Annotated in this window: 13 protein-coding genes; 10 read left to right on the top strand and 3 right to left on the bottom strand. The window is 30.3% G+C overall.

Annotation, left to right across the window (positions count from 1 at the left end; all coding sequences use genetic code 11):
- Window positions 1-49 precede the first annotated feature (49 nt).
- The 8 genes from ACHRVL_RS15330 (at window position 50) to ACHRVL_RS15295 (ending at window position 7,726) form a co-directional block, all read left to right on the top strand.
- Window positions 50-988 carry a hypothetical protein gene (locus tag ACHRVL_RS15330; protein WP_395414152.1) on the top strand — a complete coding sequence of 313 codons (939 nt, stop codon included), beginning with the start codon at window positions 50-52 and terminating at the stop codon, window positions 986-988.
- A gap of 151 nt (window positions 989-1,139) precedes the next feature.
- Entirely contained in the window at window positions 1,140-1,529 is a 390-nt protein-coding gene (locus ACHRVL_RS15325) for a VOC family protein (protein ID WP_395414150.1), read from the top strand.
- A 176-nt stretch (window positions 1,530-1,705) separates the two neighbouring features.
- Entirely contained in the window at window positions 1,706-2,269 is a 564-nt protein-coding gene (locus ACHRVL_RS15320) for a Crp/Fnr family transcriptional regulator (protein ID WP_395414148.1), read from the top strand.
- 74 nt (window positions 2,270-2,343) lie between these two features.
- On the top strand, window positions 2,344-3,144 hold the full coding sequence (locus ACHRVL_RS15315) for an MBL fold metallo-hydrolase (protein ID WP_395414146.1): 801 nt from the start codon (window positions 2,344-2,346) through the stop codon (window positions 3,142-3,144).
- Window positions 3,145-3,387: 243 nt separating this feature from the next.
- Complete coding sequence (locus ACHRVL_RS15310) at window positions 3,388-4,845, top strand: FAD-dependent oxidoreductase (RefSeq protein ID WP_395414144.1); 1,458 nt, start codon at window positions 3,388-3,390, stop codon at window positions 4,843-4,845.
- A gap of 140 nt (window positions 4,846-4,985) precedes the next feature.
- Entirely contained in the window at window positions 4,986-6,014 is a 1,029-nt protein-coding gene (locus tag ACHRVL_RS15305; protein ID WP_395414142.1) for a helix-turn-helix domain-containing protein, read from the top strand.
- Between the two features lie 103 nt (window positions 6,015-6,117).
- Window positions 6,118-6,573, top strand: coding sequence for a nuclear transport factor 2 family protein (locus tag ACHRVL_RS15300; protein WP_395414141.1), 456 nt, complete (start codon window positions 6,118-6,120; stop codon window positions 6,571-6,573).
- Between the two features lie 22 nt (window positions 6,574-6,595).
- On the top strand, window positions 6,596-7,726 hold the full coding sequence (locus tag ACHRVL_RS15295; RefSeq protein WP_395414139.1) for a nuclear transport factor 2 family protein: 1,131 nt from the start codon (window positions 6,596-6,598) through the stop codon (window positions 7,724-7,726).
- Window positions 7,727-7,870: 144 nt separating this feature from the next.
- Here the strand turns inward: ACHRVL_RS15295 and ACHRVL_RS15290 are convergent, their stop codons facing one another.
- Window positions 7,871-9,076, bottom strand: a complete 1,206-nt coding sequence (locus ACHRVL_RS15290) for a PQQ-binding-like beta-propeller repeat protein (protein ID WP_395414136.1) — start codon at window positions 9,074-9,076, stop codon at window positions 7,871-7,873.
- A gap of 224 nt (window positions 9,077-9,300) precedes the next feature.
- On the opposite strand from ACHRVL_RS15290, the gene ACHRVL_RS15285 reads away from it, so the two are divergent.
- Window positions 9,301-9,969: a hypothetical protein gene (locus ACHRVL_RS15285; RefSeq protein ID WP_395414134.1), complete on the top strand. Its 669-nt coding sequence runs from the start codon at window positions 9,301-9,303 to the stop codon at window positions 9,967-9,969.
- A 147-nt stretch (window positions 9,970-10,116) separates the two neighbouring features.
- Here ACHRVL_RS15285 and ACHRVL_RS15280 read toward each other — a convergent pair whose 3' ends face one another.
- Window positions 10,117-11,232 (bottom strand): nuclear transport factor 2 family protein, encoded by a 1,116-nt coding sequence (locus ACHRVL_RS15280; protein WP_395414132.1) that lies wholly within the window; start codon window positions 11,230-11,232, stop codon window positions 10,117-10,119.
- A 113-nt stretch (window positions 11,233-11,345) separates the two neighbouring features.
- Window positions 11,346-12,311 carry a helix-turn-helix domain-containing protein gene (locus tag ACHRVL_RS15275; RefSeq protein WP_395414130.1) on the bottom strand — a complete coding sequence of 322 codons (966 nt, stop codon included), beginning with the start codon at window positions 12,309-12,311 and terminating at the stop codon, window positions 11,346-11,348.
- A 446-nt stretch (window positions 12,312-12,757) separates the two neighbouring features.
- On the opposite strand from ACHRVL_RS15275, the gene ACHRVL_RS15270 reads away from it, so the two are divergent.
- Window positions 12,758-14,275 carry an amidohydrolase family protein gene (locus ACHRVL_RS15270; protein WP_395414128.1) on the top strand — a complete coding sequence of 506 codons (1,518 nt, stop codon included), beginning with the start codon at window positions 12,758-12,760 and terminating at the stop codon, window positions 14,273-14,275.
- Window positions 14,276-14,428 lie beyond the last annotated feature (153 nt).

Raw genomic sequence — 14,428 nt, 5'->3', positions numbered from 1 at the left:
TTTTTCTGCCAGACTGCATAATAATTCTCAATATTGCTCAAAAAAAGTTATGAAAGTAATAAAGAGAATTCTACTAATTTTTTCTGCAATAATTATTTTATCATTAGCAGGCGGGTATTTTTATTTTGATAAGAAATTCAGCCCTCCCGAAAACTATCTAAAAGTTTCTGGAAATGCTGTTAATCTCCCTATAAAATGGATTTCTGATGGAGACAATCCATGTACAGCACTTCTATTACCTGTTCAAATAAAAGGAATTGAGAAAACATTTTATATGCAGCTTGATTTTGGCTCACCTGTTACCATTTTTTATAAAAAATCAATACAATCAGTACAAGAAAAATTTCCAAAACAAATACAGTTTCATCACAATCAAAAAGAGATTCCATTAAGTTTTTCAATGAAAAACCTGAATGTCACATCAGAAATTTTTCAAGTATTGGATTACGGTAAAAAAGTCGATTTTGATAACCAAGAAACATTGAACATTATAGGAACAATTGGAACTGATTTATTAGAAAAGAAAACTGTTATTCTTGATTTCACTAAGAACTTATGCTCATTTCAAGATTATAATATCCGAAAAAACTTTACTCTCTTTGAATTTAAAAAACGTAAACTTCTACTTCCTGCAAAAATCGAAAATCGAAGTTTAAAATTGTTATATGATTCTGGAACCAGCGGCTATGAATTGATTGTAAACAAAGAAGAATGGCAAAAATACAGAACTAAAAACAGTAAACTAAAAATAGAAAAAGGAAACTCGTGGGGAAATGCATTAACCGTTATTTCATCACCTGCAAATAAAGAAATGGAATTTGGAAGTGTAAAATTAAAAATATCCGAAGTGACTTACATAGAAGGAGTTTCTAAAATTCAGACCTTTTTAATGAAACGTTCAGGAATGCAGGGAATGATTGGAAACAAACTTTTTTTAAACCATAAACTCATAATTGACTGCAAAAACGAAAGATTTAAAATTGAGTAAAACTGATAATTGAGTTTCTCCTCAGCAACTAAATAAAAAACAGCACAAAAGTATTACTTACTGATTATCAGTGATATATTTTTACTTTTAATAGTTTTGTGACCAAACAAAATCAATAAAAGCTTAATTTTATGTTTTTAAAATCAAGCTTATGGAAACGAAACAAATATGGGCAAATTTAGCTGTAAAAGACCTCAAGCGAACTACCAAATTTTATTCAGATTTAGGATTTAAATCAAATGGAAGTTCAAAAGAAATAACCAGCTTTTTTGTTGGAGATAACAAATTTATTATACATTTCTATTTAAAAGAACAGCTTGAAAAATTCATGCCTGAAATAGCCGATTTATCTAAAGGAAATGAAATTCTATTTTCGCTGTCAGCAAATAGTAAAGAAGAAGTCGATCAATGGGCAGAAGCAGTCAGAAAAGCTGGAGGAAAAATTTTTCTTGAACCCTCAAACTATGATTTAGGCTACACTTTTGGTTTTTCAGATTTAGACGGACATAAATTTAATGTTTTGTATTGGCCTGGAATGTAACGAATGTCTTTAAAACTGTTTTCAATTATTTGCTTTTAAATTGTAATTTATCTTTTATCAATCAATACAACATTGTTTTCGAGCACAAAATTGTTATGGCAAAGAATAATTATTATTTTAGTTCAATATTTTTTTAGCAGCCTATTGTTGTTAAACAAGCAGTGTAAATAATTAAAATGACATCATTAATAGCATATTTTGCAAAACTTGGCTTTTTAGAAAGTGATTTATCTGAATTTTTAAATTGTATAAAAACACGTAAATTTTCAGCAAATGAATTGATTTTAGCCGATGGACAGTTGGAGAACTATTTGTCATTTATAGACACAGGAATTGTTCGATATTATGTGATTGCAAACGAAAAGGAAATTACATTTGATTTCGCCTTTAAAGATTCATTCTATTGTGCATACGATTCCTTTTACAATAGAACAAAAACTAAAATTTACATTCAAACTTTAACTGATTGTGAACTGCACTCCATCTCATACGAAAATTTACAAAAGCTGTATACGAAATGTGAAACAGCCAAAAAACTAGGCCGCATCGCAACAGAATATTTATTAGATAAAAAAGTAAAAAGAGAATTAGATTTACTTACTAAAACACCGCAAGAACGATACAGTAAACTGCTTCTTGAACAGCCAAAATACATACAGCAAATTCCATTAAAATATCTTGCATCTTATATAGGCGTAGTTCCAGAAACCTTAAGCCGAATCAGAAAACGTATTACTTGACCAAAGTCAATTCTCAAAACTTTTAATAAACTGAGCTTTGTATTACTATTTTAAAAACTAAAATTTAATACAAAATGAAAGTTACAATTACGCATATAGACACAGCTTGTGTTTTAATAAACATTAATGGTTTCAAAATTCTAACAGACCCAACATTAGACAAAAAAGATGTCTTTTTTCCTAAGTATGTCAGCAGTCCTCTAGCCTTTTCAAAAAAATATATTGATCCATCGTTGTCAACAGAGCAAATTGGCAAAGTCGATTTAGTTCTATTAAGTCACGATCATCACAAAGACAATTTAGACCATCAAGGTAGAAATTTCATCAAAACCGTTCCAGTTGTTCTCTCCACAAAAGACGCCGTCAGACGTTTAAAAAACAACAACACAATTGGCCTAGATAACTGGGAAGAATATCAAATCGAAACTCCAAAAGTAAAACAGCTGAAAATAACTGCCATACCTGCACAGCATACAAACATTAAAAGATTAGACAAAATCATGGGTAAAGTTCTTGGTTTTACGATAGAATGGGAAGAACAAACAAACGGCTGTATCTATATTTCTGGAGATACAGTATTTTTTGATGGTTTAGTACAATTAGAAAAAAAGAAAAAAGTAGACATTGCCATTTTACACTTAGGTGCAGGTGCATTTCCCTATTTAAAAAAGAACTTGCGAGTAACAATGAATGGCGAAGAAGCCTTAAAAACAACCCAGCTTTTAAATCCAAATATTATAATTCCAATACATTATGAGGGATGGTGGCACTTTAAACAATCTGTAAAATCTTTAAAAAACGAAATTGAAAAATCTGAGTTTAACGAAAAATTCCTATGGCTTACAAGCGGAATCGAAACGAAATTGACAGAATAAAACAAAGAGAGCAAAACAATAAAAACCTTCAAAATCAAATGACTTTGAAGGTTTTGAAAAACTGAGATTCTTACGATAGTAAGAATATTTCTTATCTTCGCACGATAAAAAGTCAACTACTATTAATCTTGTAATTGTTATTCTTAATAATACAAACCATTCTTGATTAAAAAAAATGTCTATTTATAGAAAACAGAATAAATCTTAACTTATTTAGACAGCAAGTTGAAAAATAAAGAAGAAGTGAATAACGTTGAAAATGAGAAAACAAACTGGGCTGTCTGCCAAGAATGTCAAGGACGCGGCAAAATAACCAAAAGACTAAGCAAAAAGGTACGACTGCGCTACCAAGCAGCTTTAGATCAGTTTGAAAAAACAAATAAAGAAGGAACTGCTCCCGCTCGTCCTAAAGCTCCGCAGCATCCTTGCACAAAATGTTCAGGTTCAGGCTTAATTCCTTCTTTAAATCACCCAACACCAGATACCGAAAACTATCCTCATGTTGCCATTATTGGAGGCGGCATAGGCGGTGTTGCTCTTGCAACAGCTTGTTTACACCGCGGAATCCCTTTTACACTTTATGAACGAGATCATAATTTTGATGCTCGATCTCAAGGTTATGGACTTACTTTGCAGCAGGCCAGTAAAGCGATCGAGGGACTAGGAATTTTTACCTTAAAAGAAGGAGTAGTTTCGACCAGACATATCGTACATAATACCGATGGAAAAATAATTGGAGAATGGGGAATTAGAAAATGGATACAATCACACGAAAAAATTTCTCCAAAACGTAATAATATACATATCGCCAGACAAGCGCTGCGCTTAGCAATGCTGGAGCAATTAGGCGGACAAGATAAAATACAATGGAACCATCAATTAATAGATCTAAAAGAATCTAATGAAGGAGTCAGCCTAAGTTTTCAAGTAAACGGAAATATAATAGAAACCAAAGCCGATCTTGTAGTTGGTGCAGATGGAATTCGAAGTTCTGTACGCAGACTTTTAATTGGCGATGATAACACTCCTCTGCGTTATCTAGACTGTATCGTAATATTAGGAATTTGTCCTTTAAGTGCTCTTGAAAATCTTGAAAGTTCTTTATTAGATTCAGCAACAGTATTTCAAACCGCCAATGGAAATGAACGCATCTACGTTATGCCTTATACAAGAGATTCAGTTATGTGGCAGCTTAGTTTTCCGATGTCTGAAAATGAAGCCAAGGCATTAAGTGCTTTAGGACCAAAAGCTCTTAAAGAAGAAGCACTTCGCAGAACACAATGGCACAATCCCGTTCCTCAGATTGTAGATGCCACTTTAGAAGCACAAATTTCTGGTTACCCTGTATACGACCGAGAATTGCTAAAACCAGAATTGCTTCAAAAAGCAGCATATGCAACCTTGATTGGAGACGCCGCTCACCCAATGAGTCCATTTAAAGGACAAGGAGCAAATCAAGCTATCTTAGACGCACTCTCGCTCGCTCGCAAAATACTAAAAGGATGTAAACCTTTGTCGCAATGGAGAAAAAAAGGCATCAGACAAAGTGTGCTGACAGATTATGAATCAGAAATGTTAAAACGAAGTGCCGTCAAAGTAAAAGATTCAGCAGAAGCTGCAGAATTCCTGCATTCAGAAATTGTGCTCCATAGCGGAGATGAACCAAGAGGCAGATGTTTAAAGAAGAAAGACTTAAAGTAAGTAAAATCTACTAAAAAAGAGTATTAATTTGAATTCAGAGGTTAATTATAGTGAAGATATTACTTATATTAGCTCAATAAATAGCACTCCTTTTTTTGAGAATTGGTGTTGTATTAAATAAACAGCTATTTAGATAAACAATGACAGAATCAAATCAGTTGCTTTTTTTCTTTAGTGCATTAGGAGCTTTTAACGGCTTACTGCTTTCATTGTATTTTGCAATAAATGCAAAAAAAAATAATACAAACTACTTTCTATCTCTGCTTTTATTAGTTCTGAGCATTAGAATTGTTAAATCAGTTTTTTTTTATTTCAATCCAAACTTATCAAATATATTTATTCAAATTGGTCTTTCGGCCTGCGTTCTTATTGGTCCCTTTCTTTTTTTATACTTAAAAACAAACACATCAATAGAAAAAACATATTGGATAAAACATGTAATACCTTCCTTTGCAATAGTTGCTGTAATAGGAATTTTATATCCCTATGTTGAGTATCGTAAAATTTGGAGTACTTGGATCGTAAAAGCAATCTACTATCAATGGTTTATTTACATTCTATTATCTTTTAAATCTATTTTACCCATTATTCAAAAAATTAGAGTAAAAGAAAGTTTAAAAAAAATAGATGTTTGGTTTCTTAGTATTTACATCGGAGTTACCATTATATGGCTGGCATATAATTTTGCAGCTTATACTTCTTATATAATAGGTGCTTTATCATTTACATTTCTGTTCTATTTAATTGTGCTCGTTCTAATATTTAGGAATAATAATGAGCCTGCTTTTTTTAGTGAAAGAGAAAAATACAAAAACAAAGAAATTGATAAAGCAACTTTAAGTCTTATAGATCAAAAACTATCAATAATGATCGAAAAAGAATTATTCCTTAATCCAAATTTTAACCTTGAAGAAGCAGCCAAAGAACTAAACATAACGAAACATTTATTGTCTCAATATGTAAATGAAGTATTAGGTAAATCCTTCTCAAATCTTATCAAAGAATATCGAATTGAAAAAGCAAAAAAATTATTAGAGACAGAAAAAAACTTAACACTTGAAAGTTTGGGTTATGACAGCGGCTTTAATTCTAAATCAACCTTTTTTACAACTTTTAAAAAAACAACTGGTTTAACTCCTGCAGAATATCAAAAATCATATTCAAAATAAGTTAAATATTGCAAAATAGGAGTTCTACTTTATAAAGTAAAACTTTTAAACTGTTCAGATCTAAGATATTTGTTCTCATTATTAACAATTTAATTTTTTAAAAATGAGAAAAATTCTTTTATCAATTTCCTTTAGTTTATTCTTTTTTACTGCAAATGCTCAAGTAAATAATGATGAAAATGATTGGCTTTTAATTCAAAAAACACTTAATCTTTATTTAGACGGACAAGCTACAGGTGATTCTGCAATGGTAGCAAAATCATTTCATGACTCTTGGCAATTGAAACTTTTTGCTGAAGACAAATTTACTATTGTACCAAAATCAAAGTATATAGTAGGTTATAAAAAGCATCCAAAATCAAATAACTGGTCCGGACGCATTGTTTCTATCGACGTAACAAATAATGTAGCCGTTGCAAAAGCCGAAATAAGCACTTCAAAACTGTTGTTTACAGATTACTTTAATCTTTTAAAAACCAATCAAGGCTGGTTTATTGTCGACAAAATATCAACCAGAACACCTCATAAAACAATTGAAGTACCAGCTGTAAAACAATAAGAATAAATCAAATATACTTTTTATGATGAAAAACACAGCACTCGTATTTCTTATTCTTATAGGTTTGTATTCGATGAATATTCATGCCCAAAACAAAATACTCTTTGTAACTTCAAATCAGGATTTTTACGGCAATACTACAATTGCGACAGCCAATCATTTTGAAGAAATCATAAAGCCATATGATGTATTTATAGAAGCAGGATATACAGTCGACTTTGTAAGTCCTAAAGGCGGAGCTGTTCCTATTGGATACATCAATACCTCAGACAGCTTACAAAAAAAATACTTGTACAACGGATGGTTTATGGATAAATTAGAACATACAAAGAAACCAACAGAAGTTATTATAGATGATTATACTGCGATTTTTTATACTGGCGGTGGTGCCGCAATGTATGGTGTAGCCGAAAATTCTGTCATTCAAAAAATAGCACGAAGTATTTATAATAAAAATGGTGTTATTTCTACCATTTGCCATGGAACTGCAGGAATTGTTTATTTAACAGACGAAAACAAAAAACCACTTTACAGCGGAAGAAAAATCACAGGTTTTCCAGATAAATTCGAAAATAGAAATGCTGAATATTATAAAGCATTTCCTTTTTCAATTGATAAAGAGATTAATCATAATCAAGGTAATTTTGTATATTCTGATAAAGGAGGCGATGCATTTTATATTGTTGACGGAAGATTTGTAACAGGACAAGACCCTACTTCAGCCTCAAAAGTGGCTAATGAAGTTATCCGAATTTTAAAAACTAATTTTAATAATTCTGATACAAGCAAGAAAGATGATTTAGAACAAATTACAGAAGTTCTGCTTAATTATATTGAAGGAACTGCAAACGGACAACCAGAAAGATTGCGAAAAGCCTTTAATCCAAATTTTAACTTATATACTGTTGAAAAAGATACTTTATGGGTACGTTCTGGAGAAAAATATATCTCTAATATAAAAGCTGGTGAAAAGTCAAATAGAAAAGGGAGTATTATTTCGATCGATATTGAAAAAGATGCTGCAATAGCAAAAGCAGAAATCATTGTGCCAAACTGGCGCGTTTTTACAGATTATTTCTTAATTCTTAAATATGAAGGTACTTGGAAAATTGTACATAAAAGTTACACTTGGAGAGAATTATTAAAAACCTAAATAAACTAAAAAACCTCCAGAATCATTTTATTCTGGAGGTTTAAATAAGCATTTACAATCGAATACTTTACGCAAGATTAATAGTTTCATATAATCAAAAACTCTTTTCTTAATCGTTCAAATTCTGATTGTATTAAGATTTTTTTATTGAATTAACTTTAAATACGCACTATAAGCATCATCTTTAATAGAAGTACGCAGATAAATTTCGTTTTCATCTTTTGTTTTAAACTCAAATTGAATCAAAGCGGCATCCGAATAATAATACAAGAAATCATCCACAGCAAATTCTAGATTTGAAATAGGTTTCGTGATTAGTTTTACTTCAAATGCAATTTCTCCATTTGTTATGTCTATTTGAAAAAGTTTTCCTTTACTAGTATATCCCCAAATATTATCACTTTCCTCAATCATATATTCTACATTGTCGTCTTTAAAATCTGTTTTCCAAATCTGAGCTCCCGTTTTTGAGTCTACAGCATATATTGAAGAAACCTCAGAACCTTGAGCCGCAAAATATACTTTTTTGTCCTTGCAAAATATACGATCCTTAATACTACTTTGGTTTTCAGCTAGTTTAAATTGCCATAAAACATCTAGTTTATCAGGACTTAAAGCAAAAACCACGTCTTTTTCATTTGCAATAAATACATTTTCACCGTCCGTTACAGGTTTTCCAGTCATAGCTTCCTCAAAGCTTTTTTGGTTGAGAAGTTTACCAGAATTTGCTTCAAAACTATACAAATTAGACGCACTTTGCACAAAAACTTTGTTATCAAAAAATAGAACTGGATTGTCGTTATATAAACTATCCAGCTTATAATTCCATATTAAACTGCCGTCTTTTATATCAAGAGCATAAATGTTATTATTTGGAGTTTGAGTCGTAATAAACAATTTCCCGTCATTAATAATTGGAACTTGATTTTTTAGTACAATTTGATCCTTAATATTTCCCAGTCTTGATTTCCAAAAAACAAAACCTGTTTGACTATCAATTGCAAAAATTTCACCGTTAACAAACGGAATGTATATAACTCCATCAAGCAGCGTTACTTGATTTGCACACATTTCGATAGTAAGATCTGTCGCTTTTACAGTCCAATTAAAAGCTTCTTTTTCTAAATTAAATGACATCAAAGATCCATCGTAATCATAAATCAAGATTGATTCTTTATCTAATGGAACTTTTTTAAGCGGTTTTATGGCTTTATGAGTAACCATATCATTATCCGTTAAAACCTTATTATTAGAATAATTAGTTTTCTCTGACTTCGATTGGGCATTAGCTTGACTAAATATATTTATTGCAGTAAATACAAATAAAAGAGTTATCAGTTTAGTTTTCATTTTTAAAATTTGGGTTTCATAATTTGATTTCTTTTTCAACTCTAAAGCTGTCAAATAAGACAATATCGATGCCAAATATAGTTAAAAATTACTACCCTGTTTAAGAAGTAATAAAGCCTTCGTTATCTTAAACTACGTTAATAAATTGTAGTAAAAATATTTCTTATATTCGTTTTAAAGAAAAGCCTATTAAACTATAAATAATTTGTATCCAATTCAATAAAATGAAAAAAAGTATTTTATTATTAATTCTCGCAACTACTGCACTTTTTTCTTGTAAAGAAGGAAGTAAGTCAAGACTTGATACTGTTGATACAAAAGCTTTAGATTCAGTAAAAAATATCGAAAACAAAAAACAAGCAGCTCTTAATAAAGCCATTTACACTAAATATGAGTATAAGGATTCTAAAGGTGCAAGTCTTATAATAGAAAACAGTTTACCAAAAGGAGGATTAAAGTATGTAAATGGCAAGGAATATGTTTATGTTGTATTTTGGACTCGAATAAACAATCAAACAGCTAATCCTCTTGAATTAAAAATGGACTTTCCTGTAGATTCTTATGAGATTCCAGCTTTACCTGACCAATACTTTAAAGTTTTGCTTCCTCCCAACGAAATGACATATGAGAAAATCCCCTTATTTAATTATGGCTTGAAAGATTTAAATTCATTCTTAGATAAAAATACTCATAAATCATCTTCATTAAAAAGAACTATTAATTCGAAGCAATCGAGTAGTTTTTATGTTGTTTTACTTTGCGTAACAAAAGGTGCACATGGTACTTTGCGAACTGGACTCAGTTTAAAAGGACAAAATCTTTTTTATACAATTAACGATAGAGAAATTCATTGTGGAAATATCAATTTGAAAGATTTAACACTAGAAAAATAAAGGCAATGATATGCTGTCAAATTCTTCTAAAAAAAACTCTTTAATTTCTTAAAGAGTTTTTCAATGCCTTTTACAATACAATTTTAAGATACGAAGTTTAAATCCTCACATTTCTATTCAACCTTTGCGTTAACTGAACAAATCATCCTAATTGTTCTTCTCAATCAATTCAATAATTTTTAAGGCAACACCATTTGATGATTGAAAATTTTGTCCTGTAACAATGCGGCCATCTTGTTCAACAAAAGATTCATTTCGCTTAGAGAATTTAAAATCTCCACCTCTCTCTTCTATTGTCTTCTGAATTAAGAATGGAAAGTGTTTAAAATATTCGCCATCTTGTTTTTCGAAAGAATCAGGATAACCACTTACTTTTTTTCCTTCAACCAAGAATTTCCCATTTTTAGTTTTCAAGTTAACAATCCCTGCAGTTCCATGACAAACCGAGGAAATAATACCGTTATTGTCTTCATATACTTGCATAGAAATGCGTTGAATGTCTAAGTTTTCAGGAACATCATACATAGCGCTTCCACCGCCGATATAATGAACAGCTTTGTAATTTTTATAATCAATTTCTTTAGGGCTCAGCGTATACTTTATGGCATACATAAAATCTGGATTATATAAATACTTTTTTTGTATGGCATCAGAAGTATTAATATAAGCTAAAGGAATATCACCTCCATTTGGACTTACAAAATCAACAGTATAACCTGAATTTACAAAAGTATCGTAAGCATTTACGATTTCGGCAAAGCTGTTTCCTGTCGAAATTGTTGAATTTCCATAATAACCAGTATTAGAAACAATGAATAATATTTTCTTTCCAGATTTATTACTCGCTTTGCTGCTTGCCGATTTACTAATTATTTTCCATTCACCTTGAATTTTTTTGAGTAGAAACATATCCATAAATTCTTGCTTTCTTTCAGGAATGAGAATTTCAGCCTTCGCAATAGCAATATCATTATAATATTCTATCGAAATGATTCTCCCTATACGACCATTAAATTCTCCTTTTTTTCCTTTTTGAAACCAAGAGACATATTCTGAACTAGGAACTACCCATAAAGGTTTTTCTTTATGACTTAAAAAAAGGTTGGCTTCAGTATAAAAAGCCTTACTTATACTGTCGGGATTATTATAAGATGTTCCATCAATATAGTTTTGAATACAACTCTCAATCAAAGACTGCTCTGATTGTGAAAAAGATAAATTTGATAATAATACAAATAAGATTGCGAAAAAGATTCTTTTCATAAACACTGGATTTTAAATGATTTAAAAATATTCTTCAAAACTATATTGATTAAGTTTTAAATCATTCCAAGTTTATAATAATGGACTCCAAATGTATATTTTAGGAGTAGAAATTATTCTTTTTGGTAATTTGAAGGCGTCGTACCGGTGATTTTTTTAAATGAACTGTAAAATGTACTGCTGGAATTAAACCCAGATTCAAAACCCACAGCCTCAATTTTTAACTGAGTACTATCTTTTAAAAGCCGTTTTGCTTCATCAATTCGATATTCATTGATGAATTGAGTAAAACTTTTATTCAAATTGTCATTAATAAATTGTGACAGCAATTGCGGACGAATATTTAATTCCTTTGCTAAAACTGATAATGTAAGGTCTGGATTAGTATAGATTTTTCTTGCTTCGAAAAGTAAATCTATTTTTTTCTGAATTTCTTCAACCAACTTTTCATCTATTTTGTTTGCGTATTTTTCCTTATTAATCGTCGAGATTAGTGCTTTGTTTTTCGCATAATAAATAAGAAGAAAGGAAATATAAAAACTGAAAGAAAAAGTCAAAGCCCCTGAAATATATGAAGTATATCTCGCTAAAAAATACGAAAGCCAAATTGCAAAAACACCACAAATAATTGACAATATCCAAATGTCATAATAGCTTATTTGACTGCGATTAGTTACCAACTTCTTAAAAATGTATCTAGATTCATAAATGGATAATACAATAAAAATAAGCCATTGAATATTTATAAGGTAATAAACTACTCCTCTCCATAAAACAGGATTCTCCATGTATGGAAAAAGAAAACCAAAAACACTTATTGTTACAACTATTAAAATGATTGTGCGTTTTGCAAAAGAATCATTAAGATTTTGCAATATTGAGCGAACATAAAAATATAATAAAGGACCAATTAAAAAACACGCTGACAAACCTATCTGCAAATACGTTTTTGACAATTGCGGATTAAAATTATAAAATACCGATTTCCCTATCCTTATACTTAAAGACAATAATAAAAGTCCAAGAAATAAATCCGATTTAGCTTTGTCCTGTTTGAAGAATAAAAAATAAAAACTCAAAACAACGCTATTAAAAACACCTAGAGCGCTTAAAAAAAACAATATTTGATTGTCAATATTCATTAATTGGAAAATGTGCTTTCTTTTTGGAATTGCTTAGCGCTAACTTAAATATACCCGCTAAAAATGTCCAAGCAAGTTTTTTACAATACTACATAAAAATATCAATATGTTAAGTACGTTTTTCATAAAGAGAATATTATTTTTCGAACATGATCCCTTACAACAATAAAGAGTTTTTTGATTACGAACCTTTTTACGAACCATTTTTTTTGCACGATTTAAAGAAGCTTTTGTATAGGATGCTTAAAAATCATAAAACCTCATTATTATTATTGTAATTTTCGTACCTAAATAAGCACATTTCATACCTAATCCCTGATTACATAATGAATCAGGATGTTTTTGAATTTATTTTTGTCTCTCAAATCTAAAATTAAAAATTTATGAAAAAACCATGGTTTAAGATATTGTTATACACTGTTATTATAATATTAGTTGTTTTTATTAGTGCTTTTATATGGACAGATAATGAATTAAATAAAGTCTTAGGTAAATCTACTAAGGTTATAAATATTTCATCTATTGTCAAACCATCTAGAGCAACTCAAATAAAAAATGTAAACGTCCTTTCAGAAGATTGCACTTTTTTTTTAAACAATCAAGATGTACTTATTAAAGATGGTATGATAATTCAACTTGGAAAAAAGCAACTTTTGGACAATACGATTGACATTATTGATGGAACTGGAAAATTCTTGATTCCAGGTCTTGTAGACAGCCATGTTCATCTAAAAGAAAGCAAGAATGATTTGTTTTTATATTTAGTAAATGGTGTAACTTCTGTCAGAGAAATGGCAGGAAGTTCTACAATATTGGAATGGAAAAAAGAAATCTTAAATAATAGCATTGGACCGAGAATGTTTATTGCCTCTCCGCCAATATTTAGCGAGAGCGGATTAACAGGTTATTATTACAGCTGGACAAGGCATTCTATTAATTATTCAACTCAAAAAGATGCTCAAAAAGCAATAAAAAAGATAAAAAAAGAGGGTTATGATGCTATTAAAATGTATGGTTTTGTTAACCCTGAAATGTTCAAAGCCACGGTAACCGTAGCCAAAAAACAAAATATCCCTGTTATTGGTCATATTCCGCTTGTCACTCTAGATGATTTTTATCAATCAGGTCAGGTCGAAGTAGCTCATATTGAAGAACTGACCATAAAAACTATTGATGAATTTGGAAAGTCAATCTCTAAAAACCCCAAAGAATATCTTCAATTTTTAAAAGTACGTTCTGACCAAATTGCAAAAAAGCTCAAAGAGAATAATATAAGTGTTACTTCGACAGTTTGGTTATGCGAAAGTTTTTCGAGCCAAAGATTTGATTTAAAGTCAAAACTCCGAGATATAGAATTACAATACGCTAATCCCAAAATTATTGAAGGAACTCCACTTTACAAATTAGGCTGGCTGCCTGGCGGGAATGGTTACCAATATGATGGGAAGGATGACTATAAGGCAAAAAGACTATCCAAAATTTTTTGGAACATGTACGCCAAAGCTATTCATATTATGACAAGAGCATTGGCAGATAATAAAGTTACAATTATGGCTGGAACAGATTCTAATGTAGCCACTGTTGTTCCTGGATTCTCACTTCATAACGAATTAGAATCTTTGTCTAAAACAGGAATGACTAATTCACAAGTACTTTATGCCGTAACAGTTGCACCAGGTAATTGGATGAAAAGAAATACTGGAAAAATAAAAACAGGATATAAAGCTGATTTGGTTTTGCTCACAAAAAATCCACTAGAAAATATTTCAAATACAAAGACTATTGAATATGTGTTTTTTGATAAATATAGAATCGATAAAACCCAAATCAAAATTATTCTAAAAGCTATAAAAGATGCAAATAATCAAAATAGAGATATAAATATTGATGAATATTTATAAAAAAAAACTCCTTAATTTCTTAAGGAGTTTCTTGGTGGGCGATGAGGGGTTCGAACCTATTGAACGAAACCCGCACTAATACCGTCTTTTTATTTTTAGAAAATAGCTGTGCCATGAATCTGCCACAATTATCATTTTTTCTACAATATCTTA

This window comes from Flavobacterium sp. FlaQc-28, assembly GCF_044007415.1.
Classification (GTDB): domain Bacteria; phylum Bacteroidota; class Bacteroidia; order Flavobacteriales; family Flavobacteriaceae; genus Flavobacterium.
Note: the sequence above shows the minus strand (reverse complement) of the source record. Positions and strands in the feature narration are given on the sequence as shown.